This is a genomic window from Brevundimonas bullata (assembly GCF_014207965.1).
Taxonomy (GTDB): domain Bacteria; phylum Pseudomonadota; class Alphaproteobacteria; order Caulobacterales; family Caulobacteraceae; genus Brevundimonas; species Brevundimonas bullata_A.
Map to the genome: position 1 here is coordinate 54,104 of NZ_JACHLM010000007.1, position 23,887 is coordinate 77,990.

At 65.1% G+C, this 23,887-nt stretch carries 34 protein-coding genes; 29 read left to right on the forward strand and 5 right to left on the reverse strand.

Features of this window, described 5'->3' with window-relative positions:
- Window positions 1-3: 3 nt before the first annotated feature.
- Window positions 4-327 (reverse strand): hypothetical protein, encoded by a 324-nt coding sequence (locus HNP51_RS17115; protein ID WP_184273448.1) that lies wholly within the window; start codon window positions 325-327, stop codon window positions 4-6.
- Between the two features lie 182 nt (window positions 328-509).
- Here HNP51_RS17115 and HNP51_RS17120 point away from each other — a divergent pair, with 182 nt between their 5' ends.
- Entirely contained in the window at window positions 510-722 is a 213-nt protein-coding gene (locus HNP51_RS17120; RefSeq protein ID WP_184273445.1) for a hypothetical protein, read from the forward strand.
- Here the strand turns inward: HNP51_RS17120 and HNP51_RS17125 are convergent.
- Genes HNP51_RS17125 through HNP51_RS17135 form a run of 3 tightly spaced genes read right to left on the reverse strand, consistent with a single transcriptional unit; the run spans window position 716 to window position 1,979 of the window.
- Window positions 716-967 carry a hypothetical protein gene (locus HNP51_RS17125; RefSeq protein WP_184273442.1) on the reverse strand — a complete coding sequence of 84 codons (252 nt, stop codon included), beginning with the start codon at window positions 965-967 and terminating at the stop codon, window positions 716-718. The two genes, HNP51_RS17120 and HNP51_RS17125, sit on opposite strands and share 7 nt — an antisense overlap.
- A gap of 45 nt (window positions 968-1,012) precedes the next feature.
- Window positions 1,013-1,687 (reverse strand): helix-turn-helix transcriptional regulator, encoded by a 675-nt coding sequence (locus HNP51_RS18915; RefSeq protein WP_311770668.1) that lies wholly within the window; start codon window positions 1,685-1,687, stop codon window positions 1,013-1,015.
- Window positions 1,680-1,979 (reverse strand): hypothetical protein, encoded by a 300-nt coding sequence (locus tag HNP51_RS17135; RefSeq protein ID WP_184273436.1) that lies wholly within the window; start codon window positions 1,977-1,979, stop codon window positions 1,680-1,682. Before HNP51_RS17135 ends, HNP51_RS18915 begins: the two co-directional genes overlap by 8 nt.
- A gap of 77 nt (window positions 1,980-2,056) precedes the next feature.
- Here HNP51_RS17135 and HNP51_RS17140 point away from each other — a divergent pair, with 77 nt between their 5' ends.
- The 26 genes from HNP51_RS17140 to HNP51_RS17265 all read left to right on the forward strand — a co-directional run bounded on the left by HNP51_RS17140 (window position 2,057) and on the right by HNP51_RS17265 (window position 20,947).
- On the forward strand, window positions 2,057-2,476 hold the full coding sequence (locus HNP51_RS17140; protein WP_184273433.1) for a hypothetical protein: 420 nt from the start codon (window positions 2,057-2,059) through the stop codon (window positions 2,474-2,476).
- On the forward strand, window positions 2,476-2,688 hold the full coding sequence (locus tag HNP51_RS17145; protein WP_184273430.1) for a hypothetical protein: 213 nt from the start codon (window positions 2,476-2,478) through the stop codon (window positions 2,686-2,688). Before HNP51_RS17140 ends, HNP51_RS17145 begins: the two co-directional genes overlap by 1 nt.
- 14 nt (window positions 2,689-2,702) lie before the next feature.
- Window positions 2,703-2,975 carry a DUF2312 domain-containing protein gene (locus tag HNP51_RS17150; protein WP_184273427.1) on the forward strand — a complete coding sequence of 91 codons (273 nt, stop codon included), beginning with the start codon at window positions 2,703-2,705 and terminating at the stop codon, window positions 2,973-2,975.
- Between the two features lie 2 nt (window positions 2,976-2,977).
- Window positions 2,978-3,451 carry a single-stranded DNA-binding protein gene (ssb, locus tag HNP51_RS17155; RefSeq protein WP_184273424.1) on the forward strand — a complete coding sequence of 158 codons (474 nt, stop codon included), beginning with the start codon at window positions 2,978-2,980 and terminating at the stop codon, window positions 3,449-3,451.
- Between the two features lie 165 nt (window positions 3,452-3,616).
- Window positions 3,617-3,970, forward strand: coding sequence for a VRR-NUC domain-containing protein (locus HNP51_RS17160; RefSeq protein WP_184273421.1), 354 nt, complete (start codon window positions 3,617-3,619; stop codon window positions 3,968-3,970).
- Window positions 3,967-4,650: a GcrA family cell cycle regulator gene (locus tag HNP51_RS17165; RefSeq protein WP_184273418.1), complete on the forward strand. Its 684-nt coding sequence runs from the start codon at window positions 3,967-3,969 to the stop codon at window positions 4,648-4,650. Before HNP51_RS17160 ends, HNP51_RS17165 begins: the two co-directional genes overlap by 4 nt.
- A gap of 17 nt (window positions 4,651-4,667) precedes the next feature.
- On the forward strand, window positions 4,668-5,057 hold the full coding sequence (locus HNP51_RS17170) for a helix-turn-helix domain-containing protein (protein ID WP_311769971.1): 390 nt from the start codon (window positions 4,668-4,670) through the stop codon (window positions 5,055-5,057).
- A gap of 1 nt (window position 5,058) precedes the next feature.
- Window positions 5,059-5,739, forward strand: coding sequence for a hypothetical protein (locus HNP51_RS17175; RefSeq protein WP_184273415.1), 681 nt, complete (start codon window positions 5,059-5,061; stop codon window positions 5,737-5,739).
- Window positions 5,621-6,316 carry a hypothetical protein gene (locus tag HNP51_RS17180; RefSeq protein ID WP_184273412.1) on the forward strand — a complete coding sequence of 232 codons (696 nt, stop codon included), beginning with the start codon at window positions 5,621-5,623 and terminating at the stop codon, window positions 6,314-6,316. The genes HNP51_RS17175 and HNP51_RS17180 overlap by 119 nt, the downstream gene beginning before the upstream one ends.
- Window positions 6,313-6,513, forward strand: a complete 201-nt coding sequence (locus HNP51_RS17185; protein ID WP_184273409.1) for a hypothetical protein — start codon at window positions 6,313-6,315, stop codon at window positions 6,511-6,513. Before HNP51_RS17180 ends, HNP51_RS17185 begins: the two co-directional genes overlap by 4 nt.
- On the forward strand, window positions 6,513-6,746 hold the full coding sequence (locus tag HNP51_RS17190; RefSeq protein ID WP_184273407.1) for a hypothetical protein: 234 nt from the start codon (window positions 6,513-6,515) through the stop codon (window positions 6,744-6,746). Before HNP51_RS17185 ends, HNP51_RS17190 begins: the two co-directional genes overlap by 1 nt.
- Entirely contained in the window at window positions 6,733-7,317 is a 585-nt protein-coding gene (locus HNP51_RS17195; protein ID WP_184273405.1) for a hypothetical protein, read from the forward strand. The genes HNP51_RS17190 and HNP51_RS17195 overlap by 14 nt, the downstream gene beginning before the upstream one ends.
- Before the next feature lie 358 nt (window positions 7,318-7,675).
- Window positions 7,676-7,957, forward strand: coding sequence for a hypothetical protein (locus tag HNP51_RS17200; protein WP_184273403.1), 282 nt, complete (start codon window positions 7,676-7,678; stop codon window positions 7,955-7,957).
- A 157-nt stretch (window positions 7,958-8,114) separates the two neighbouring features.
- Window positions 8,115-8,426 carry a hypothetical protein gene (locus HNP51_RS17205; RefSeq protein WP_184273401.1) on the forward strand — a complete coding sequence of 104 codons (312 nt, stop codon included), beginning with the start codon at window positions 8,115-8,117 and terminating at the stop codon, window positions 8,424-8,426.
- Window positions 8,413-8,856: a hypothetical protein gene (locus HNP51_RS17210; protein ID WP_409360261.1), complete on the forward strand. Its 444-nt coding sequence runs from the start codon at window positions 8,413-8,415 to the stop codon at window positions 8,854-8,856. The genes HNP51_RS17205 and HNP51_RS17210 overlap by 14 nt, the downstream gene beginning before the upstream one ends.
- Window positions 8,853-10,217 carry a PBSX family phage terminase large subunit gene (locus HNP51_RS17215; RefSeq protein ID WP_184273397.1) on the forward strand — a complete coding sequence of 455 codons (1,365 nt, stop codon included), beginning with the start codon at window positions 8,853-8,855 and terminating at the stop codon, window positions 10,215-10,217. The genes HNP51_RS17210 and HNP51_RS17215 overlap by 4 nt, the downstream gene beginning before the upstream one ends.
- A complete protein-coding gene (locus HNP51_RS17220) occupies window positions 10,202-11,965 on the forward strand; it encodes a hypothetical protein (RefSeq protein WP_184273396.1) in 1,764 nt (587 codons plus the stop codon). The genes HNP51_RS17215 and HNP51_RS17220 overlap by 16 nt, the downstream gene beginning before the upstream one ends.
- 63 nt (window positions 11,966-12,028) lie before the next feature.
- Window positions 12,029-12,733, forward strand: coding sequence for a hypothetical protein (locus HNP51_RS17225; protein WP_184273394.1), 705 nt, complete (start codon window positions 12,029-12,031; stop codon window positions 12,731-12,733).
- 54 nt (window positions 12,734-12,787) lie between these two features.
- Entirely contained in the window at window positions 12,788-13,888 is a 1,101-nt protein-coding gene (locus HNP51_RS17230) for a DUF4043 family protein (RefSeq protein ID WP_184273391.1), read from the forward strand.
- Window positions 13,889-14,089: 201 nt separating this feature from the next.
- Window positions 14,090-14,407 carry a hypothetical protein gene (locus HNP51_RS17235; protein ID WP_184273388.1) on the forward strand — a complete coding sequence of 106 codons (318 nt, stop codon included), beginning with the start codon at window positions 14,090-14,092 and terminating at the stop codon, window positions 14,405-14,407.
- Window positions 14,407-15,747, forward strand: a complete 1,341-nt coding sequence (locus HNP51_RS17240) for a hypothetical protein (RefSeq protein ID WP_184273385.1) — start codon at window positions 14,407-14,409, stop codon at window positions 15,745-15,747. Before HNP51_RS17235 ends, HNP51_RS17240 begins: the two co-directional genes overlap by 1 nt.
- A complete protein-coding gene (locus HNP51_RS17245) occupies window positions 15,747-16,076 on the forward strand; it encodes a hypothetical protein (protein WP_184273383.1) in 330 nt (109 codons plus the stop codon). Before HNP51_RS17240 ends, HNP51_RS17245 begins: the two co-directional genes overlap by 1 nt.
- Window positions 16,076-16,489, forward strand: a complete 414-nt coding sequence (locus HNP51_RS17250; protein WP_184273380.1) for a hypothetical protein — start codon at window positions 16,076-16,078, stop codon at window positions 16,487-16,489. Before HNP51_RS17245 ends, HNP51_RS17250 begins: the two co-directional genes overlap by 1 nt.
- A complete protein-coding gene (locus tag HNP51_RS17255; RefSeq protein ID WP_184273376.1) occupies window positions 16,489-17,352 on the forward strand; it encodes a hypothetical protein in 864 nt (287 codons plus the stop codon). The genes HNP51_RS17250 and HNP51_RS17255 overlap by 1 nt, the downstream gene beginning before the upstream one ends.
- Window positions 17,352-18,119 carry a hypothetical protein gene (locus HNP51_RS17260; RefSeq protein ID WP_184273372.1) on the forward strand — a complete coding sequence of 256 codons (768 nt, stop codon included), beginning with the start codon at window positions 17,352-17,354 and terminating at the stop codon, window positions 18,117-18,119. The genes HNP51_RS17255 and HNP51_RS17260 overlap by 1 nt, the downstream gene beginning before the upstream one ends.
- Window positions 18,119-20,947 (forward strand): hypothetical protein, encoded by a 2,829-nt coding sequence (locus tag HNP51_RS17265; RefSeq protein ID WP_184273369.1) that lies wholly within the window; start codon window positions 18,119-18,121, stop codon window positions 20,945-20,947. The genes HNP51_RS17260 and HNP51_RS17265 overlap by 1 nt, the downstream gene beginning before the upstream one ends.
- On the opposite strand, the gene HNP51_RS17270 is transcribed toward HNP51_RS17265, so the two are convergent.
- Entirely contained in the window at window positions 20,931-21,083 is a 153-nt protein-coding gene (locus tag HNP51_RS17270) for a hypothetical protein (RefSeq protein ID WP_184273366.1), read from the reverse strand. The two genes, HNP51_RS17265 and HNP51_RS17270, sit on opposite strands and share 17 nt — an antisense overlap.
- Window positions 21,084-21,146: 63 nt before the next feature.
- Between HNP51_RS17270 and HNP51_RS17275 the strand changes: the two genes are divergently transcribed.
- Window positions 21,147-23,465: a hypothetical protein gene (locus tag HNP51_RS17275; protein ID WP_184273363.1), complete on the forward strand. Its 2,319-nt coding sequence runs from the start codon at window positions 21,147-21,149 to the stop codon at window positions 23,463-23,465.
- Between the two features lie 40 nt (window positions 23,466-23,505).
- Window positions 23,506-23,781, forward strand: coding sequence for a hypothetical protein (locus HNP51_RS17280; protein ID WP_184273360.1), 276 nt, complete (start codon window positions 23,506-23,508; stop codon window positions 23,779-23,781).
- Window positions 23,782-23,887 lie beyond the last annotated feature (106 nt).

Consider the following 23,887-nt stretch of genomic DNA (forward strand, 5'->3'; position numbering starts at 1 on the left):
GGATCAGGCCCGCGCCAGCTCGGCGGTCATCGACGTGATGACGCGCTGCGGATTGGAGAAGGCGGCGGCGATGAACTGGCTGCGCGTCTGTTTGACGGTCAGGCCATAGGGCTTGCCCATCTCGGCCATGCGCTCGTCAGAGACTGCGGCGACCAGCTCTTTGACCTTCGCCATTTCCTCCCGCTTCGTAGCGCGGCGTTGGCGGGCGTTGGTCTCGAAAGCAGCGTGTTCGGCCTTCAGGTGCTTCGTGATCTGGGCGTCGATGTTCCCGCGCTTGGCGAGCGGGATATTCACAATGGCGTTGTCGGTCTGTGTGGTGCGGGCCATGTCGTGGGCTCTCTCTGGTGTGAGAGAACCCTACATAACGTAGACCAACAGCGCAAGCTAAAATCTACAGAATGTAGAGGATGGTCTCGGCGGTATACGTCAAAACCGGTCGCAGCTTGATAATGTAGACTCGCCAAAGATCGTCGTTCGGCTAAGCTTGTCCCGTTGAGGAAGCCTGTAGAATGCAGCGTAAGACGATCTATTGCACCCAGACGTTCGCCCGCATTGATGGGCGCATCGTGCCGATGAACCGGCGACAGCATCTAAACGCTGAGCGGGCGATGCGGGCAGCGTCGATCCTCGCGCAGCGCAAGGCGGGCGTGGCGGTGTTCAGCCTGGATGGTGTGCCGTCAGTCGATCACGCCCGGTCCTCGCCTGGATTTAGCCGTCAGTAAGACCGCGCCGCGGCGATCCAGATCCCGCCCACGACCACAAGGGGCCAGAGCGCGGCGGCGACGACAGCGGCGGTAAGAGCGGCGATAGCGCCAGGCAACCAACCAAGCGCCAGGCCGGGGAACTGGTATCTCTCAGCGGCAAACCACCACACGCCGAAGAAGCAGATCAGGGCGAAAAGCGCCCACGCGATCAGCGCTCCGATCCCGTAGATCGTCTGCCAGTTGGTCAGAAACCAATCCGCCAATGTCGTCCCTCCCCAAGGTTCAGCCGACATTCGGCTGTGAATGTTTTATCCGCCCGTGCCGGTGCGCTTGAAGCTTTCCAAAACCTTGAGGGCCTGCGCCCGACTCTCAGTCGGGATGTCCGCCCAGATGTCCAGAATGTCGGTTGGCAGGTTTTCGGGGTCGTGCTGCATGATGTAGCCGACCGACGTGTTCAGCGCTTCCGCCAGCTGGGGAAGCCACTTGTCCGTAAGGCGACGGGCGCCGGTCTCCCAGTGGCCGATGCTCGCGACGGAACAGCCGACGATATCCGCCAGCTCCTCTTGGGTCATGTGCCGGAAGGTCCGCCACGCAGCCAGGTGGTTAGGATAGGCTTGTCCGTTCATCCCTACATTGTGGAGCGATAGGCTCGGGCCGTCCTCGGCCAGAATGTAGAATTCCGGCTTGTGCTCTAGGTCTACAAAGCGTAGGCTTCCGGCATGTCCAACAACACTGTCCAAGCCATGATCGGCGCGGGGCTTTCCAAAAGCTTCGCCTACCACGTCGCCAGCGGGGCGCGCTCGATCAGCGTGCCTCTGGCGCTTTGGCTCCACGAGCACGACGGGCTGAAGGTTGGCCCCCTGATAGGGAAGACCCCGTCTCAGATAAGGGCGCTTCGCTCCGTTTACGAACCCAAGGCCCCCGACAGCGTCGTGCGGCGCCGACAGCGGAACTAGGCCCGTGTTCGGGGGGGCTTCAGACATTCAGATCCGGTCGGAGAGTGGACGCTCCGGCTCGGCCAGACCCTGCCGGTTTGTACCCCTGATCGGCAGGGTCGCCCCCCGCTTTGGCGCGGTAGGCCCTCGCTACACGGCGCAGGCTTTCCGCCACCTTGGGTTCGGACTGATCCGCCAGGGCTTCGCACCGCGCCGCGCCAGCAGCCCACTCGGCCGAGCTGATGCGGGAAGCGGGCAGGGGATCACGGCTCGCGGTGCGGGCGACGAAGTCCACGTAGATCACTTCGCCGCCCGTCGCGGCGTCTCGCTGTCTGTCCATGGCGCTGTTGTGCACCTGCGAACGGCAAAGCTCACCGAAACAATCACCCCAGAACGTTGCATGAACAGGAGCCCGGCATGAGCGTGCCCGTCATCAAGTCGCTAACCAAGCGCATCCGCAAACGTATCGGCTCGTCTGAGCTGGCGGCCATGGCCTGCGGACTGTCGAACAAGGGCGCGTGGAGCCTCTACGAGAGCGAGAACCACCCCGACACGACCCTGCCGCTGCACCGCTTCCTTGAGTGCGCCAACGACGCCGAGAAACAGGCGCTTATCGACCTGATCAAGCTGACGATGGAGGGCGACGCGGCCCCCGACTGCGCCAACACCGAGGCCAGCGAGACGACCGAGGCGGCGGCCGATCTGCAACGCGCCGTTCGGGAGGCCCTGCTCGACGGCACCCTGACCCCGATGGAGCGCCGCACGATCACCGAGCAGGCCATGAGCGTGAAGGCCAACGCCGATGACGTGATCCAGGCCGTGAGCGAGGGATCGTGATGTTCGGCTTCCGCAAAGCCCGCGCCCGTCTGCGCCTGGATGCTGCCAACCGCGCATTCGCCGCAGCCTACGCTGCCCGGCTCGCCGCCGAGGCCGAACCGATCACCCAAACCATCGGCCACACCCGCGCCGCGCTTCAACGCGCCCGCGCCGAGCAGATGGCCGCCGAGCTGGCCTACGCCGCGGTCGCTCCGAAACCCCTTCACGCCTGATCCGAGAGAACCCCATGACCGATACGACATTCGACGCATCACCCGATGTTCTGACATCCGCAGCCCAAGGCCGTCTGCGCTCCATCATCGAGCGCGTTGAGCGACTTGAGGAAGACAAGGCCGCTGTCCTTACCGACATCAAGGAAGTCCTGAGCGAAGCCAAGGGCGAAGGCTATGACGTGAAGATCATCCGCCAGGTCGTCCGCCTGCGCCGCATCGACAAGGCCAAGCGCCAAGAGGCCGAAGCCGTCCTCGACCTCTACCTTTCCGCGCTCGGGGAGGTCTGATCATGGCCGGCAGCGTCAACAAGGTCATCCTCATCGGCAACCTGGGCCGCGACCCGGAGATCCGCACTTTGAACAGCGGCGACCGCGTCGCCAACCTGCGCATCGCCACCTCCGAAAGCTGGCGCGATAAGGCGTCGGGCGAGCGCAAAGAAAAGACCGAGTGGCATCAGGTCGTCGTGTTCAACGAGCACATCGTGAAGACCTGCGAGAACTACCTGCAGAAAGGCTCGACCATCTACGTCGAAGGCTCGCTGCAGACCCGCAAATACACCGACCAACAGGGCGTAGAGAAATACTCGACCGAGATCGTCCTGCAGAAGTTCGGCGGCGTCCTGACCATGCTCGGCGGCAAGCCGCAGGGTGAAGGCGAACGCACCCAAGGCGACGACTATTCGTCCGGCTCCTCCTCGGGTGGTGCCAACAAGCCGTCAGGTCCGCGCGAAAGCTACGACCTGAACGACGACATTCCGTTCTGAGGGCGCGGCCGTGACCCAGACAGTCAACGTCGCGTCCTGCTTCGAGCGCGCGGGCGGTGGATACACGATCACGTTTAAGATCGGGACCACGCTCCTAACGGCCGCATCCGACCAGCCTGTGCAGCCCGGCGCCGACGTGACTGTGCGTGACGGCCGGGTGATCGCATGACCGAGGACGCCTTGCAAAAGCTGGTCGTGCGCTTCCTCAAGATCGCAGCGCCCAACCTCGTCTTCTACCACCCGGCCAACGGTGGATTCCGCAACGTGAAGGAAGCCGCCAAGCTCAAGGCCATGGGCGTCAAGGCTGGGGTCGCTGACCTCGCCGTTGTCCTGCCTGACCTGCGCGCCGCCTTCATCGAGCTGAAGACCGCGACCGGCCGCATCAACGCCAACCAGGCCGAATTTCAATCCACCTGTGACCGCCTCGGCATTCCCTACGCCGTCTGCCGCTCCGTCGATGACGTAGCCGCGACGCTGACGGGCTGGGGCGTCCCACTCAGAGCCAGGAGCCCGGAATGACCATGCCCGCCCCCACACCTTGGGTGCCAGCCCACGACACCCTGATCCTGACCGAATGGGCCGCGGGCCGATCCGCCGCCGAGATCGTCAAGTCTTTCGCCGCCATCGGCGTCATCCGCACCCGCAGCGGCATCATCGGCCGCCTTCAGCGTATCGGCGCCCCCCAGCGCGATCCCGAAGTCCGCTACGTCAATCAGGTTCGCGCCAGCACGCTCAACGCCATGTCACGGCCAAAAGCCAAGAGCACGGTCAAGCCTCCGAAGCCACCGCGTCAGCAGCGTCCCGGGCTGGTGTTTGGCCCGGTCAACATTCTCGACAAGGCCGCGACCGAGAAGGCGATCAACACCGCCTACAAGGCCGGCAAGAGCGTCGAGACCCGTGTCAATGAGGGTTGCGGCGTCGATAGCCCCCACGCGCGACCCTATATGGACGCGCCGAGTGGTTCGTGCCGCTGGCCCTTGTCTGAAAAGCCCAACCTTCTCGCCTGCTGCAACCCGGTTGCCTCCGAGGGCAAGCCCTATTGCGCCGGTCATTCCGCCGCTGCCTACGTTGGCCGCAAAGGCCTGGGTACGGCCGGGTGGGTCGTCGGCCGCGTCAACAAGATCGAGCGCATCGACCTGAACGTGAAACCCCGCCAGCCCGCACCGTCTGATTGGGATGCGGCGAGGGCGGCGGCGTGAGGATTTCAGCCCGCTCCGTGGCCGAGTTCGTGGCCAAGCGCCACAACATGACATTCGCCCAGCTCCTGTCCGTTCGCCGGAACCGCGATGTCGTCCGACCCCGCCAAATCGCCATGTATGCGATCCGCGAGTTGTGTCCGCACATGAGCTTCCCGGCCATCGGCCGGATGCTCGGCGGACGAGATCACACAACCATTCTGCACGGCGTGCGCAAGATCGAGGAACTGATTCCGACCCAGGACCTGATCGACGCCGAGGTAAGCCTGACCCTGGCGCACTTCAGGAACATGAAGGAGCCGCCGGTTGATTTGATGCTCTCAGCACGCATCGACGCCACATCGAAGCACCTTGAGGTGCTGATCCTCGAGGCTCGCACGCGGGTGTCGGAAGCGCGGCTGAGCGCCTGACATGAGCGCCATCGCCTTCCTTCAACAGTTGCTGGACGCCGGCCTTCCGCTGGAGGCTGCTATGACGGCCGCCCGTCTGCACGAAGAGGCGATGGGCTCGGTTGTGCCGACCACCAAGGCAGCAGAGCGCACCCGGCGCTGGCGCGAACGGAACGCGTCACAGACCGTCACAGACCGTCACGAAACGTCACACGGTGACGCATGTGACGCAAACCCGCTCCCCCTCCCTTCTTCCCCCCAGACCCCCCAACAACCCACCCCCACACCCAGAGATATAACTACCCCCGCGCGTAAGGGACCGGATTTGGCCGCAGGATTTGCGGTGTTCTGGTCGGCCTATCCCCGCAAGAAATCCAAGGATGCTGCGGTCAAGGCCTTCGCCAGGGCCATGCGCCGGATCACCGAGGACGACCCGCTGGCCGTGATCCTCGCCGGGATCGAGCGGGCGCTGCCCGGCTGGGACGATCCTCAGTTCATCCCGCACCCCGCCACCTGGCTCAACGCCGCCGGGTGGGAAGACGAAGCCCCCACAATCCGCCCCGTCACCCCTCAGAGGCCCCGAAATGAACGCCCTGACCGCCACACCGCACAGCAAGACAACCTCGCCGCAGCTTGGACCGGATCTGAGCGCGCCTCTGAAATCGTGGCTGCTCGTAGAGCGTTCGGATCACCAGTCGATTGAGACGATCCGGCGCTCGGACATCCTGCGGGCCGAGGCTGAACAGGCCATGCCAGCGCTGAGGGAGGCGGCTTTGACCCCGGCGACCGAGGACCAAATCCGCCAGATCATCGGCGCCCGGTTCGCCCTGTTCCCGCAGCCCCAGCGCAATGATGGCCAGTGGGCAGCATGGTGGGCCGACTACTATGACGCCCTGCGCGGCCTGACCCCGTATGCGGTCGAGGCTGGCATGGCGGCCTGGGTGCGGTCGCCCGAAGCCGAGTTCATGGCCAAACCGGGCAAGCTGCGCGAGCTGGCGCTGACGGTGCCGAATGAGAACGTCTGGGCCAGGGCGCATCACCGAGCCCAAACCGCGTCTAGGCCGGTTGCGTCGCAACAAGAGCCAGCAAAGCCAGAGCCAGAACGGGAACGCCCCTCGCCCGAGGCGGTGAAAGCCATGCTGGCCGACTTCCGCCTGAAGATGGCGGAAAAGGACACCTTCCGCGACATCCGCGCCAAGATCCGCCCCAGCCCCCAGGCCCGCGTGGACGAAACCGGCATCAGCGCCGAGGCCCGCGCATTGATGGCGAGGCACGCATGACCCGCGAGGACCTGATCGACACCCGCGCCCTGATCATCGCCGGCCACCTGAAGACCTACCGGGATCAGGTCGAAGCCGAGCCGATCATGTCGGAGGCCAAGGCCGCAACACACGCCTATCGCCATGCTCGCAAGCTGGCCACGGCGATCACAGACGACGATGCGCGGATCGCCCGCGTAGCCAAGGGGAGAGTGTGATGACCACGATGCTTGAGCGGGCGGCTAGGGCTGTAAACGAGGGCGAGGCGCAATGGGGCCTTGAGCCGACCGGAACCAGATCCGAAATGATCGCCCGCGCCGTCCTGATGGCGGTGAGGTGCCCCACCACAGGAATGAGGGACGCTATTGGCTGGAGCGACTATGACATTCTGGGGTGGGTTGAGGGCATCGACTCCATCCTGAACGAGGGGGCAGCACATGGCCAAGCGTAAGAAGCCGACCGATCCGCAGGACGCCGCCCGCCACCGTCGCGAACGCGAGGAGAACCGGCAGGAGGTAGAGCGCCTGTCGGTGCAGGAGGGCGTCGCCCTGAACCTTGAGCCGCGCACCAAGCGCCTGCTGTCCGCCCGCCGCCTCGACTGCTTCGCTCTGCTGCTGAAGGATGACGCGCACGCCGAGGCCCGATCTGCGGTGAACTGGCTGGAGGAGCTGATCCGCGACGCCTCAGGCGAGAACACGCAGGAGCGCCGGCCCGACTTCATCCGCGCATCATGCGAGGGGGCGCCAGGCCAGAACGTCACCCAGCGCATGATCGAGGCCAGCCGCACGTTGGAAGTGGTCGAGGCCAGCCTTCGCCCATGGGAGGCGCGGCTGCTGTTCGAACTGTTGCGGCCCGATGAGGCGCTGATCACTCGCTGGCGGGACGTGGTGAAGCGCGTGACGACCGCGACCACGCCGCAGCGGCAGGGGGAGAGGGTGATCGTCGCCTGCGAGAGCCTGATGTGGGTCAGGCAGAACGCTGTCGCCCTGGTGAAGCAGCGGCAGGAGGCCCGCGCCGCATAATCTAGCGGGTTTCCGCTTTTGTTCTCACAAGGGGTTGACGCGTACGCGATAAGGTGGGACAAAAGCCAAGGTCGCTTCGCGCGGCCACGGTAAGGCTCTGCTTCGGCGGGGCCTTTTCCAATTCAGCTTCGCCCGAGCGGGCATCACAAACGCTCCCATCTGAACGATAGCGGCGCCAAGGGCGCGCAACGGGTCAGATGTGAGCGATCCCTTCGCCCCAGCCGCAGCGGACACGCAGCCTCAGCATCTGAACCCGAGCCGCAGTGCGCGCTTGGGGCGATATCCGTGCATCAGGCCCGTATAGCCTGACAGGTTGAGTTGAGCCCTGAGAAAGCTCGACACCCCAAGGATATTCCTCATGCGCGCCACCATCACCGAAGCCTGTTCGCCCGCCCCGCTCGGCGCTGTTGCTGATGTCACCAGAGAGATTCACGACGTCGCCCGCATTATCGAGAACACCAACGAGAGCTTCGCCGCCACGTATGGACGTCTGGCTGGCGGCTATGCGACCAGCGGCCAATGCGGCGAGGCGGTCCCGGAGCCTATGGGCGAGCTTGGCGCCTTGAGAGAGGCTGTCGATCGCATCCGTCGCGCAGTCAACGAGAACAGCGATTTCGTAGGCCGCTTCGGCGCCCTCTGATCTTCATCCGCGCCGTTCCTTCCCTGGTCTGGCCAGAGTGCGCAGCAGGGCAAACACGACGGACCTTACAGCGAAAAGCAACCGGGGCGCGGGTGGTGAGAGCCACGTGATAGCCGGGAAGGCCGTAACACTCGACTACCTCAGGAGGGCATGACCCATGCGGATCACCGTCCTTCGTCGCGGCGGCCTGTCGGTCTACGGCGGCAGCTACGACACGCGTAAGAATGCAGCCATCGCGGACGTCGCCACGACCCAAGCAGTCGAGGTGGTTTTCCCCGATGAGATCCAGGCCGTCACCGTATCAAGCGACGGCGCCACAGCAACCACCCCCACAGTCTCAGGCAAGAAGGCCAGCTTCACCCTTTCGGGCAGCGGCGCCGTCAGCCTGATCGCCACCATGGGCGACGAACGACCGGCCGTTCGGATCGAAACGCCGAGACAAGGCGGCAATGACTATGGGACGGCCTAGCGACTTCACCCCTGAGATCGCCAACGAGATTTGCGAGCGACTGTCCAAGGGCGAAAGCCTGCGGTCGATCACCGGAGCCGAGCGCGACGACTTCATGCCCTCTGAGACCACGGTGCGCCGGTGGCTAGCTGGGGATGAGGATTGGAACGCAGAGTTTCGGCGGCAATACGCGCACGCAAGGGATTGCCAGGCCGACACGCTGTTCGAGGAAATCCTTGATATTGCCGACGAGCCCTGTCTCGACGCCATCGCGGTTTCTCGGAATAGGCTTCGCGTCGATGCCCGGAAATGGGCGGCGTCCAAACTGGCTCCGAAGAAATACGGCGACAAGGTTGCGCTGACGGGCGGCGATGAGACCGATGCTCCGATCAAGACCCAGGCTGAGGTGCTGTTGCGGTTCGTCAGGCCGGGCGAGGTCGAGCCCGAGTGAAAATCCGCGCTGAGCTTCCGGCATGCCTGGAGTATCCGCTTTTCTCGCCTATAGCCGATGATGGCTTTCCGGTTCGCCACAGGGCGTTGCACGGCGGGCGCGGATCGGCCAAGTCGCACGGCTTCGGTCGGGGGCTGCTGGTTCGGGGCTTCCTCAAGCCGGAGCGCATCCTGTGTGCGCGGGAGATACAGAAGAGCATCGAGGGCTCGGTCAAGGCGCTGCTGGATGATCTGATCCCGCAGATGGGGTTTGGTCCGACCAACGGCGACGGCTTCTATCACTCGCTGCAATACGAGATCAGGGGTCGCAACGGGACCTCAGTGGACTTCACCGGCTTGCGGACCAACATCGACAGCGTGAAGTCCACTGAGGGCGTCACCATCGCCTATGTCAACGAGGCGCGGACGGTCAGTCAGAACAGCATCAAGATCCTGACGCCGACCATTCGGGCGCCGGGCTCTGAAATCTGGTGGGACTGGAACCCGGAGAACGACACCGATCCGGTCGATGTGATGTTCCGGGGCGGAACGCCGCCGCCTGGTTCCATCGTTCGCGAGGTCAACTACACCGAGAACCCGTGGTTCGGTGAGCCGCTCAAGTCCGAGATGGAGTGGGACAAGGCCCGCGACCCGGAGAAATACACGCACGTCTGGCTGGGCGGATACAAGACCAGCTCTGAAGCCCGCGTCTTCCGAAACTGGCGCGTCGAGGCTTTCGAAACGCCGGCCGACGCCGTGTTCCGCTTCGGGGCGGACTGGGGCTTTGGCTCCGACCCCTCGGTTCTGGTGCGCGCCTTCCTCGACGGACGGACGCTCTACATCGACCAATGCGTCAGCGAGGCGGGCGTAGAGACCGACTTCGTGCCGTTCCTCTTCGGTGGGACAGAGGGCGACGACCTGAACCGACGGAATGCGCAGGCCCTGAGGGCGCTGAGCGAGGCGCAGAAGGCGCGCTGGACCGGCATTCCCCAGGCCACGCGCTGGACTATCACCGCTGACAGCAGCCGACCGGAAATGGTCAGCTACATGCGGCGCCACGGATTCAAGATCATCTCGGCCATCAAGGGGCCGGGGTCGCTGGAAGATGGCATCGAGTTTCTGAAGAGCTTCGACATCGTGGTTCACCCGCGCTGCGAGGCGACGGTCGGTGCTGAACTGCTCCGCTATTCCTACAAGACCGACCCGCTGACCGGCGAGGTCCTTCCGCTCCTGGAAGACAAAGACAACCACACCATCGACGCCCTGCGCTACGCGCTGGAGGCTTTGCGCCGCGCTGGAAAGCCCGCGCCGCCCCCGCCGCCGAAGACGCGAGATCGCTGGGACCGTGAGAGGGAGGCCGCACCATCATGGAAGACAGCGTGAAGGACGACGCCCATCTTGCCCGGTTGATCGGCTGGTTCGAAGAGGCCGAGGAGGCGACCCACAAGGCCAGGGCGTTGGCCGAGCGCGACCGCGACTACTACGACAACAAGCAGTGGACCGCCGACGAGCGCGCCGCCCTTGAGGCTCGCGGCCAGCCGGTCATCGCCTTCAACGTCATCAAGTCCCGCGTGGAATACCTGCTCGGCATCGAGAAGCAGCAGCGCCGCGACCCGAGAGCCTACTACCGCAACCAGCCCGACCAGCCGGCGGCCGACGCCTTCACCTCGGGTCTGCGCTTTGCCGCCGACACAGCCGACTTTCACGCCAAGCGGACGAAGGTCTGGAAGAACATCGTCATCGAGGGTTATGGCGGCGTCGAGCTCTACGCAGAGCAGGACGACATCGACTACGCCCTGAAGATGAACGTCATCCCTTGGGATCGGATCGTCTACGACCCGCATTGCGCGCAGGAGGACTATTCCGACGCCCGCTATATCGGGCAGGTGCGCTGGACCGATCTGGACGAGGGGATCGCCAAATACGGCGAGGAGGCCCGCAGCATCCTCGAAACCACGCTGGCCAGCTTCAGCAAGAGCGAAACCTACGACGACAAGCCCAAGTGGACCGTCTGGGCCGACAGCAAGCGCAAGCGCGTCCGCGTCGTCTCCATGTGGTATCGAGAGGCGGACGGCTGGCACTGGTGCGACTACACCCAGGCAGGTGAGCTGGCCTCGGGTCCGTCGCCCTACGTGGACAAGCAGGGCCAGTCCTATTGCCCGATCATCCTGGAATCCGCGCACGTGGACCGGGACAACAACCGCTACGGCGAGGTTCGCCATCTGGTGGACCCGCAGGACGAGGTGAACAAGCGTCGATCGAAGGCGCTGCACCAGTCGGTGAGCCGGGGCGTCATCGCGGATCACGGCGCGGTGGACGACGTGCAGAAGGCCCGCAAGGAGTTGGCCCGCCCCGACTTCTACGTCGAGGTCATGCCGGGCGCCCGGTTCGAGGTCGTGGACGGCATTCAGATGGCGGCGGGTCAAGCCGCGCTGCTGAACGACGCCATGAGCTACATCCAGCAGGCCGGTCCCAACATGGCCATGATGGGCAAGGGGACGGAAGACCAGTCGGGCCGCGCCATCGAGGCGCAGCAGGCGGGCGGCATGATCGAGATGGGCGACCTTCTGGACACCCTGCGCCGCTTCGACCAGCGCGTGTTCCAGATGCTGGCGAACATGATGCAGCAGCTCTGGACCGCCGAACGGTGGATCAGGGTCACGGACGACGAACTGGCGCCGCAAGCGGTGGGCCTGAACGCCGTCCAGTACGATGAATACGGCCAGCCCTTCGTGGACAACCCCGTCGCTGAGATGGACGTGGACGTGATCGTGGCCGACGCGCCGCACGTCATCGCCATGCAGGGCGAGATGTACCAGGCCTTCATGCAGAGCCTGCCGCAACTGGCCCAAATGCCCCCGGCCTTCGCCAAGATCGCCATCAAGGTCAACCCGGCCCTCACGTCCCAGCAGAAGCGCGAGATCATCGACGCGCTGGACGAGATGGCCCAGCCCAACCCGCAGGCCCAGCAAGCGCAACAGGCGCAAGCCGAGGCCGTGCAGCAGCGCGCCGCCGCCGAGGTCGAGAAGATCCGGTCGGAGGCGTTCAAGAACATGGCCCAGGGCGAGGAAGTCGCCGCCCGCAGCCAGCCGGCGATCCCGGCATACGCCATCGAGCCAGTAGTGGCCTGATCCGACCGTCCCGGTAAGGACGAGCAGGGCTGAACGTCGAGAGACAGTGCAGCAAATATACCCATGACGGATACGAACCAGCCGGCCCTAGAGGCCGAGACGGCGGCGACTGGCCTCAGCGACATTCTGGAAGGCCAGTCGTCTCCTGCTCCACAGGAGCAAGCCCCGGCCCTTGCGGGCCCGGCGAATGAACCGGCCCCGGCGGTCAACCCGGAGGCTCCCAACGAGGAGCAGAACCACCCCTTCTGGTATCGCAAACGCCTGAAGGAGGTTGAACAGCGCGCCAAGGCGGCTGAGCGCCGAGCCGAAGAACTGGCCCAGCGTTCGGAGCAGCCCGCGCCGCAGCAGTTCAACGATCCGATGGAGTTCTTCCAGCATCAACAGACGGTCATCCGCCTGGACATGTCCGAAGGACGCTTCATCGACAAGCACGGTGAACAGGAGTTCGAAGCCGTCAAGGAATGGCTGGCCACCCGCCCTGACATCGAGGCGTGGGCCATCCAGCAGCGGCACCCCTGGGGCCAAGCCTACCAGCAGTACCAGCGCGAGAAACTCTCGGCTGAGATCGGTGACGATCCGAACGCGTGGCGAGAGCAAGAGCGCGCCAAGCTTCGAGCAGAAATCCAAGCGGAGTTCGGCGGCCAGCAGGCCCCGATGACCCCGCGCCCGAACATCCCGGCGCCTGCGTCCGGTCAGAGGTCTGCTGCCCCGCGCAACGGCCCCGGCTGGTCTGGCCCCAAACCGATCGGGGAAATCCTCGGTCGCTGACCCTGAACAACCGCCGCTGTGAAGCGCCGTATCTCATAGAAAGACACCACCACCATGGCTAACACCGTCGCCGCCACCGGCCTGACTGTCCAGCAGTGGGAAGACAAGTTCTTCACCGAGTACCTGCAAGAGCTTCCCATCAAGTCGATGATGGGCTCGGACGAAAACGCCGTCATTCAGGTCAAGGAAGACCTGACCAAGAAGAAGGGCGATGTCATCACCATCGCTCTGGTGAACCGCCTGACCAACGCCGCCGTCACGGGTTCCAGCACCCTGGAGGGCAACGAAGAGGCGCTGGACAGCCGCTCGCACGACATCACCGTCAACAAACGCCGCAACGCGGTGCGCGTGGCCGAGATGGAAGAGCAGAAGTCCGCCATCGAGCTGCGTCAGGCCGGCCGTGCTGTCCTGAAGGACTGGGCCATGGAAGACACCCGCGATCTCGTCATCAACGCCCTGGGTTCGATCAACGGCGTCGGCTTCTCGGCTTCGACCGAGGCCCAGCGCGACGCATGGCTGGTGGACAACGCTGACCGGGTCGTCTTCGGCGCGGCTGCGGCCGGGCTGACCGACTTCTCGGCCGACGCCGCCCTGCTGGACACCACGGCCGATCTGTTCACCACGGCTGTGCTGGACAAGATGATCTACAAGGCCAAGACCTCCAACCCGAAGGTCCGCCCCGTGCGGGATTCGGGCAATGGTCGCCGCTACTGGGTCGTTCTGGCTCACCCGGCCGCGTTCTCGGACCTGCGCGCCTCGATGACCGCCACTCTGGCTGCAACCGCTTCCACGCTGGAGGGCTCCAAGCTCTTCGAAGGCGGCGACCTGCACTGGAACGGCGCCATCGTGAAGGAGTGCGACAACCTTCCGGTCTATACCAACCTGGGGGCTGCTGGCACGGCCGAGGTGACGCCGGTCTACCTGCTCGGCGCTCAGGCTATCGGCATCGCCTATGCCAAGCGCTGGCGCTCGCGCACCGAAGAGTTCGACTATGGCGACAAGCACGGCGTGGCCATCGACGGCATCTACGGCGTGAACAAGCTGCAGTTCGGCTCGGGTGCAGGCGACCGCGACGACCTGAAAGACCACGGCGTTGTGACCGGCTATGTGGCCACGACCGCCGCCGGCAACACGACCGGCATCGCCGCGTCGTAAGGATGGAGGGGAGGGGTTCGCGCCCCTCCCTTTTCCCCATGATCCGATACATCGGAGACCCCCTGAAAGACGGGGAAGGACCTGAGAGCGTCACCTACGCCGGGGTCGAGTTCGTGAAGGGCCAATGGCTCTCCCTGCCTGAGCAATACCCGGCCGAGATGGCTGCGCGGTTGGCTCGGCACACCCATTTCGAGGTTCAGCATGACGCGAGCGGAAGCGATCAAGCAGGCGCTGCAAAACCTGCGGGTGCTGGACGCGATCAGCAACCCGGCCGCCGAGGACGCGGAAAGCGTGGGCCAAAGGCTGGATCAGGAACGCGCGCGGCTGACTGAAAAGGGCCTGTGTTGGTGGGACGCCGATGCGATCCCCGATAGCGTGGCCGGCGCCTTCTGCGATCTGGTGGCCCAGCGCTGCCAGACCCTGTTCGGCAGGTCGTACGATGCAACCGGGGCTGAAGCCATGATCGCCGGGGCCAAGTCGTCGGCGCGTGTGGATGAACAGCGCGCGGTCTACTTCTGATGGCCCGTCGTCCGCTCCAGCTTGGCGCACAGTCTGGCGAGGCCGCTTCGCCTGTGGTTTCGGTCGAGCGCCTGGTCAACGGCTATCTGGAGCAGACGCCGCAGGGGCGTTCACCGACCCCGATCTACGGCACGCCGGGCCTGGCCCCATTCTCCACGACCGGTGCCATCCGCGCTATGCTGGAGGTCAAGGAACGCCTGTTCATCGTCACCACGCACCTGTGCGAGGTCTTCGCGGACGGCACGGTGACGATGCTCGGCGCCATCCCTGCGGGCGTCGTGGACATGGCGGGCGACGGCGTCAACGTCGTCATGACCGTGGCTACGGAAATCTGGCGCTGGAACGCGACGGACGGCGTGGTCAAGGTCACGGACCCGGATGCGCCGGCCGCCTCATCGGTCGAATGGATGAACGGTTTCTTCGTCTTCACCGAGGCCGGGACTGAACAATTCTTCGTCTCTCCGCAGGGCAACCCCGGTGGCGATTGGGACGCCCTGGACTTTGACAGTTCGGACGTGGTGCCGGATGCGCTGGTGAGAACCCGCCGCGTCGGGCGAACGATGCTCATGATGGGCCGCCAGTCGGTCGAGTTCTGGTATTATTCGGGCGACAGCGTCTTCCCGTTCAACCGCTACGCTGACGACCCTCTGGACGTGGGTCTGGCCGGCGTTCGCGCTGAAGCCTCGACCAACGAGACGCTCTTCTGGCTGGCCAATGACGGCACGGCGCGCCGCCTGGATGGGCGCACGGCCACGCGGGTGTCCACCTTCGCCGTCGAAGACAAGATCGCCAAGTGGGCCGACAAGAGCCTGACGGTCGTCACCTCGCATGTCTGGCAGGGCCACCTATTCGTGGTCTTCCGCAACCCCGACGGCTGCGTGGTCTGGGATCAGGCGACCAGCCTCTGGCATGATCGCCAGTCCTACGGGCAGGACACGTGGCAGGTCAGCCATTACGCCTTCGCCTTCGGGAAGCACCTGTTCGGTGGCGCCAATCTGTTCGAACACGCAGGGTATGACGAAGACGGCGAACCGCTGCCCTTTGAGATGATCACGCCCTGGCTCGACAATCAGGGCGAGCGCTTCTCGGTCAATGAAGTTGAGGTCAGACTGGAGGCCGGCGTGGGCTCGTTGACGCTGGACCCCAAGATCAGCCTGTCCCGCACAGAGGACGGTGAGGAGTGGTCGGCGCCTCTCTACCGCAGCTTCGGCAAGCAGGGCGAGCGCCAGCGCCGGGTGCTGTTCTCCCGCCAAGGCATGAGCCGGGGTTGCGCCTTCAAGATGCGCATCACCGATCCGGTCAAGCGCGTGATCTACGCCGCATATGCTGAGGTGGACTGATGGCGCTTCCCAAGCTTTCAGCGCAACAGCCCATCGTCACGTCTGACGGCAAGCCGACGTCCATCTTCCTCCAGTTCATGGAGGAGGCGCGCAACGGTCAGGCGGCAGTGGATGAGGGCCAGCAGGCCTTGATCGACGCCCTGGCCGCAGCCGTGGACGCCATTCAGCAGGCGCAGGCCGCAGCCGACGCCGCCGAGGCCGCCGCGCTCGCCGCCCAAGAGTCCGCCACTGTCGCCCAGGGATCGGCCACCGCAGCCCTGGAGGCGGTCGAGGAAGCCGACTTGGCGATCAGCAATCTCAACACCCGCGTCTCGGCGCTGGAGGTATGATGACCCATCGCGCAACGCTGGCTGATCTGGACAAGGTGGTTCGCCTCGGCGTCGCCTTTCACGCGGCCTCGCCCCACAACGTCGATCCGGTGGACATGGATGAATGGCGCGCCTTCGCCGGACGCCTGATCGAAAGCGGCGGGGTCTTCGTGTCGGACGGCGGCATGATTGGCGGCGCGATCTGCCCGATGTATTTCAACCCGGCCGTGATCTACGCCTACGAACTGTTCTGGTATGCGCCCGACGGATCGGGCCGCGCCCTGAACAAGGCGTTTCGGGAGTGGGCCAAGGAAGCTGGGGCCGTAGGCATCCAGTGGACCGCCCTTCACGACGACAACCTGCCCCGCGTGGACGCGATCTATCGCCGTTCCGGGGCCTACCCCACTGAAGTCGCCTACAGAGAGAGGTTCTGATGGCCATTGGAACACTAGCGGCCGTGGCGATTGGCGGTGGGCTTCTCGGCTCGGCCGCTCTAAGCTCCAGCGCTGCGAAGAGCGCCGGAAAAACTGTCGCCAACGCCACAGATCAGGCGGCCCAGCTGCAAAACCAGCAGTTTGAAAAGCTGCTCCAGCTCCAGATGCCGGGCTATAATCGCGGCGAACAGGCGTCGTCCGTCTACATGCAGGCCCTCGGCATCCCCTCGATGACGGGCCAACCCCAGCCTACGACCTACCAGACGCAGCCCGGCAGCAGCGTAGTCGGAGGAACTGGTTTTGGCGGCGGCGGCGCGGCGGGCGCGCCCTACCGGCCCACGATGACCGGACGGGTCAACTATCAGCAGGAAGTGCCGGAGACCTATAACGACGGCTACTCCCCATCAGCGGTCGCGGGGACGACACAGAACGGCGTAGCTACACAGGTCCCGGCCACTGCGCCCTCAGCCACCCCGCCGCTGAGCATTGCCGATCAGGTCATGCAGACGCCCGGCTATCAGGCCCAGCTTGATCAGGGCCTCAAGTCCATCGACCGCGCCGCCCCCCTCACGGGCGGCATGTATTCCGGCCGGCGCATGAAGGCGCTGAACGACTACGGCCAGAATACCTTCGGCTCATACTATCAGGACTGGATGAACCGTGTCGGCGGCGTTGCGGGCCAGGGCCAGCAGGTCGCGCAGAACGTCGGCCAGGCCGGGATGCAAAACGCGCAGAACGTCGGCGGGCTGATGGTGCAGGGCGCCAACGCCAAGGCGCAGGGCTCGCTCAACAGTGCAGCGGCCTGGACGAATGCAATGAACACCGGCCTCGGCATGGTCGGCGGCGCTAAGGGGTGGTTCTGATGGTTGATTACAGCGCCCCGCTCCGTGCGGCACAACAGGGCCTGATGACCGGCGTCCAACTCGGGGGCCGGATGCGGGAGAACCGCCAGAACCGGGAGATCGGCGGCCTGATGGCAGGCGGCGACTACAAGGGCGCCAGCGCGGCCGCCTTCACCGGAGGCGACCTGCGCACCGGCCAGGCCATCCAGGGCTATGAGCAGCAGCAGCAGGGCGTCCAGCGCGGCCAGAACATCACCGGGGCGCTCAAGACGGGCGACTACGCGGGCGCCATGGGTTTTGCCTCATCGCCCGAGGAAATGGCCCAGATCACCGCTTTCAGGGATCGGGCCACAGCCGCTGAAAAGGCGCAGGCCGCCGAAAAGGCCGGGCAGATGGCCGCCGTCCTCGGCGCAATCCAGTCGCTCCCTCCTGAGCAGCAGCTTGCCGCCGCGCAACAGTACGCGCCGCAGTTCGGCATCGATCCATCAGGGCTGACGGCTGAAACCCTGACCCCCCAGGCCTTAGAGGCGTATCGCATCCAGGCCATCGGCCTGAAGGACTACCTCAGCCATCAGGATCGCCGCGAAGACAATGCGCGGCAAGACCGCGTCGCAGAAGCCCAGATCGCCGCTACCCGCTCGCTAGGTACACAGCGCGAAGCTTCGGCCAACGCCGCGAACGCCCGCGCCGCCAAGACGCGGAGCGCACCGTCAGGCGGTCGTTCGGGCGGCCGTCAATCTGCACCATCCGCCGCGCCAGCGGCCCGTCCGTGGGAGCGTAAGTGGTAATGGCTGGACCAACTGAAGGACAGGTCTATGACGGCTACCGCTTCATGGGCGGCGATCCGGCGGACCAAAGCAACTGGCAGCAGGTTGCGCCCATCGACGTGTCGGCGGAATGGGGCGCAGGCGCTCGCCAGCTCCCCAACGGAACGATTGAGCGTGTCGGGCCGCGCGGGGGTGTCACCAAGGTTGGCGATGCATCAGCAGACGGCGAAACCGTCGCGAAGCTGACCGAGGGCCAAGGCAAGGCCATGCTCTACGGCTCGATGATGTCGGGCGCCGAGAAGGACTATCAGCAAGCCCGAAGCGAGGGCTACAACCCGGCTGGCATTCGCAACCAGATCGCTAACGCGGCAGGCGTGATCCCGTTCGACGGCGACTTCTTCGGACGCTTGATCCGCGACGACGTGTCCGACCGGGGCCGTCAAGCCGAACTGCGTTGGGCTGAAGGCAACCTGCGCCAATTGACCGGCGCTGCAGCCACCACGCCGGAAATCGAACGGGTCGCGGCCATCAACTTCGACCGGGGCAATGACCAACTGGCCGAGCAGCGCTACCGCACGCGCGCCGACACCTTCAGGGGCACGACCTACGCCGCAGGACCGGGCGGGGCTGTTCTAGGTGAATACCCCGGTATGCCCGGCGACCCCGGTCCCCTGAGCGAGAACGGCCTTCCGTCCTACCCCGGCATCGCCAAGCTGACCGAGGGCGTGCGCGAAACCCCGCTGCCGGAAGGCGGATACGGCGCGCCTGACCCCACGCCGGGCGCCAGCCCTGATCAGCCGTTCGACTTCGTCGGCGCCTCTCGCGAAGACACCATCGCCGCCATCCAGCGCGGCGGGTGGTTCCGTCAGGGTCCAGACGGCGAGCCTTATCAACTGCCGCCGAGCGCGCCAGAGTTCGGGCAGGAGGAGGGTGACCAGCGCGTAAGCGACGGCGTCTATGTGCGGCCCCAGAACACGCCAGAGGCTGCGGTGGCGGATCGCCGCGATGATAATGGCATCTTCCGCCGGATCGACGCAGGCGTGCGCGGCGCCGCCGATGCGATGACCTTTGGCCTGTCAGATGAGATCGCGGCGGCTGGCGATACGCTGATCGGTCGCGGCTCCTATCGTGAAAACCTGGACCGCCAGCGCGCCATTGATCGGGCCGACCAGCAAGATGTCCCCGTCTCGCGCGGCGCTGGACAAGTCGCTGGGGCCATTGCTGCGCCTGGCGCCATCGCATCGGGCAAGTTCGTAGCCTCGGCCCCCAAGCTCCGCTACGCCATGACGCGCGGCGGTGCTGTGGGTGCTGGCTACGGCGCGGCCTACGGCGCCGGCAACGCTGAAGGCGGCCTTGCAGAGCGTGGCCAAGGCGCATTGAGCGGCCTCATGACGGGCGGTCTAACCGGCGCGGCCCTGCCTCCGTTGGCGCGCGGCGTCGGCATGATCGCATCACCCCTCACGCGCCCGGCCGGAAACTTCATCGGGGAGACGCTCCAGCGCTTCCGGGGAAGCCCAATGACCGGCGTTGATCGCGCGGCCCGCGACCTGACCCAAGGCGTTAGCCTAGACGACATGGAGGCCCAGGTGGCTAACATGCGCCGCTTCGGCGCTGAGCCCACCATCGCGGACGCCGGGGGCTCGGTCGTGCAATCTCGCACCCGCGTCGCCGCCACCCGCCAGACGCCGGGCCGCCAAGCCGCAGAAAACTTCGCGACAGGGCGCCGGGGCGAAGTTCAGGACTTCACGCAAGGTCTGGCCCAACGCGTGTCGCCTATCGAGGCCACGCCCGCTCAACTAGACGAGGCTCTGACCGCCTATCAGCGCGACGCCTCCCGACCGGCTTTCGACGCGGTGCGCGGCGAGCGCGTCCAACTCGATCCGTCCTCGGTCATGGCCCTGCGCGGCGAAGAGGGGCGATCCGCCATTCGACAGGCCGCCCGCCTCTTTGGGTCGTCGGTAGACGAGCAGGAACGCAACGTCGCCGCCGAGCTGAACCAGCTGGCCGACACGCTGCTGGATCAGCCCAACACGGAAATCACCGTGGGCGCCGCCGACCTCCTGTCGCGCTATCTCGGCAAGGCTGGCGGAACTGACGCTAACGCACAGCGCGTCTTCGGCGCAGCGGGCCGAGCGGTACGCCAGAACGCCCGCGATCAGGTTCCGGCCTATGGCGACGCCCTCGAAGGGTACGCTCAGCGCGCCCGGCTGGGCGACGCTGTGGAGATCGGGGATCGCTTCGCGGGCAACAAGGGCCATCCTGCCGACTTCGTCCAGGCCGTGGAAGGCATGGACCCGGCCCAGCGCCAAATCGCTGCGGCGGCGGGGCGTGCTGGCCTGGAGCGCGCCGCAGGGACTGGACGGGGCGCCCCGGGCGTTCTCGACAGCATCGCCACTGACCGAAACATGCAGCGCAAGGCCACGGCCCTGCTCGGTCAAGAGGGGGCGGATGAACTACGCCAAGGAGCAGGCGTCGGTCGCCAGTTGATGATGACCGGCCAGAACGTCAATCCCCGCGCCGGGTCGAACACCTTCCTGAACAGCCAGGACGGCGAAGCCCAGAAGGCGGGCAACATCGTCGGCAACGTCCTGACGGGGCGGTTCGGTGAGGCCATCGGCGGCGCGATCGATCTGCTCAAGTCGCGCGGCATGTCCGACCAGCAGGCCGAGACGCTGATCAGCCTCGCCACCGATCCCTCGCGCACGGATGAGGTTCTGTCGATCCTGCGCCAGCGCGGATTCAGCCAGCAAGAGAGCTTGCGGCTGGTCGAACGCATGGTGCCGCAACTCAGCGGCGCAGCGGGGGCGGCTCAGGCGCCGCAACAGCCTCGGATCAGAATGGCAGGATGAAGTCGGTAAGCTTTCCGGCCAGCCACGCCACGCCATAGGCGCAGGGCAGGAAGATGGCCCAGGCCACCACGTGAGTAAGGATGCTCCAGCGGGACGTGTCCTGACCCCATAGGGCGTGCTTGGGTTTCTCGCTCATAGCGCCACCATAACACACCTCGCAGCGTCGGACGACGCCGCTTTCCCAAGACGGAGATACCCGATGGCGGCTGGTCGCATCATCGTGCCTAACTACATGCCCGCGCTGGATCTCAACGGGAACCCGTTGGGCGGGGCGAGGATCACCTTCTACCTCGACAAGACGACCACGCTGGCGACGACCTACGCTGATGAGGCGCTGACGGTTCCGCATCCCAACCCGGTCATCGCGGGCGCTGACGGTGTTTTCCCGACGATCTTTGCCGACATCACCGATTATTTCACGGTGGCGATCACGGACGCTGACGGCGCCCCCATCGGCGGACTTCGCAACCTTGACGGCGTCCAGGCGGCCGAATCGACAAACTACAAAGCCGATCTGGACGGCTCCAACGTCGAGGCGGATGCGTTTAGGGGGGCGATTGGTTCATTTGCAAGCCGTGCGGCGGCGATGGCGCATAACTTTGGCGCGGGCAACAAGCCGTCCGCGATCAGGCTGGACGGGTATGCTTCGGCGGGCGATGGGGGCGGGGCACTATATAAACCCGTCGCCGCAGAGCCCGCTCACATTGGTAGGTTCCAGTCTGCTGACGGGCAATGGTGGGAGCTAGCTGAGCGCGTGATCGCCCCAGAGATGTTCGGCGCGCCCGGCGGCACAGCTTCCGGCTCTGACCGAGCTGCGATGCAGGCGGCGCATGACGTCGCGCACACGCTTGGCGTCGCTATTGAACTTCCACGGAAGACCTATGACGTGGGGGCGGGCGTCACCCTCAAGGCGTCGATGCAAGCGCCCCGAGGCGCGAAGATACAGGGCGTGGGGCAGGTTAGCGTTGTCGGAGCGACGGGCGTGTCCGTCAAGGGGGTGAGCTTCGAGGGCAGGACGGCGAGCGGTTCTATTTCTGACGTTCTGATCGCGAACTTTCTGTTCGATGACTTCTCTTTTGACGGGGGAGACCTGATCAACGGGCGCGTGACGTTCAGAAACCAGCTGCGCGTCATCCGTCGCGGCGCTGTGTTCCGCAACTTCACCGTGAAAGCCGATTTCTCGGGCTTCGACTATGTCAACCAGCAGCTTGATCCGCTTTACTTCAATGGTTGGCAGCACGTGTCGGTCACTGACGCTAAAATCGTCTGCACGAACACGCACCGCGTCTTCAAGTTTAGCGACACTGAGGCGGTCGCCACGGAGGCTGACGGGGTCGGCGGCGCTACGCTTGTCTCCGAGGTGTCTCCCTATCGTAGTCGCTATATCACCTTGGAGCGGCTCGAAATCACGGCTATTACCACGTCTAATAAGCAGGTGTTCGATCTTTACTCTGGAACGACGGACTTCTGGATGAGCGACGTCGTTGTGAACGCTACCGGCTTCAGTACTGTCTTTGAGAATAAGACGGGGCGCTATTCGTCAGATGATACGCGGCTTAACACCACCCTGACCAATGTCACCATTGTAACAGATAAGCGCGCCATCAACCTTGAGGGGGCGTTCGGCAACACCATGGGTTCGCCTCCGGGTAAGTATGCCCTCGGCTATCAGGACGTCACGTATCGCAACACGAAAATTATCTACGTCGGGGACTCCGCCCCTTATAGCGGCGTCGCGATTGTGGATCACCGTTTCCTGCACTTCGTCGATGCGGACGGGCTGACGATTGAGAACAGGTCGGGGGCGGCGTTGGCGTTGCAGTTCATGGGCCTGCGCCTGCTTGGATGTCAGAAGCAGCGTCTGACGCGGGTTCGCTTGGAGCGCTGCAAGGTGTATCTTGGGACATCGCCGAACGACCAGAACTCTGATCTCCACACAGCCCAGCCGGAGTTGATCGAAATCTCCGACCTCTCGGGTGGAGACTATGACGCGGGCAGTGGCCAAGGGCTCATCACTCTGATGAACTTCGTCAGCCCTAACTGCGTGGTCAAGATACGCGACTGCGCGCAGGTCGCCACAAACGTCAGGACCGCAGCCCTCGGACTGGTTTGCGCTGCGGGCGTCACTGTTAACACTCTGGACGTTCGGGGGTGTGTCAGCCGCATGAACAACGTCGTTGATGACCGGGTGCTGATTCAGACCCTCACGGCCACAAACTACGTGAATGAGGGCAACTCATGGAACCGGATCGGCTCTGTGAGCGTCGCATACGATCCCCCCTCTCTGGCGGCCGGCGCATCGGATACGACGCAAACTGTCGCCGTGCCTGGCGCGCGGGCGCTTGGGGGCGACCCCCAGCGCGTGAGCGCCGCATTCAACCGCAATATGGGCGGCGCTGTCATCGATGCATGGGTCAGCGGCACTGATACGGTCAGTTACAGGGCGCGCAATCCCACGGCTGGGGTTGTTGACGTTCAAGGCGGAACCTTGAGGCTCACCGTTTTGGCCGACTTCTAAAGGCAGCCTCGCCACGCGCCTCTCACCATCCACCCTGCTTATGGAGGCGGCACATGACGCCGCCGCCGTCGAAGTCACGAAGTCCGCCAACTGCGCCAAGCTGTCGCCGCTGCTCGATCTCGGACTCGGCGGCGCTGGGCCGCTGACCTGTTCGGCCAATGATCTGGCGGCCTGCCTGCGCGCCAACGCCATGGCCCTGGCCGACATGGACGCCACCCTGCCCAACCTCGCCTTCAGCACGGCCCAGGTGCTGGAAACGATGAGCGACCGCATTCGATCGCTGGCGGCGCAGAACGCGGCGGCGCCGGAAGTCTGACGAACCCGGTTCGTCCCCTCCCTCAATCCATCTCGCAGGAGCCCGCATGTCAGCAGGCCACCACATCTCCACGCCCTTTGCGTCGTGGGAGGGCATCGTCACGCTC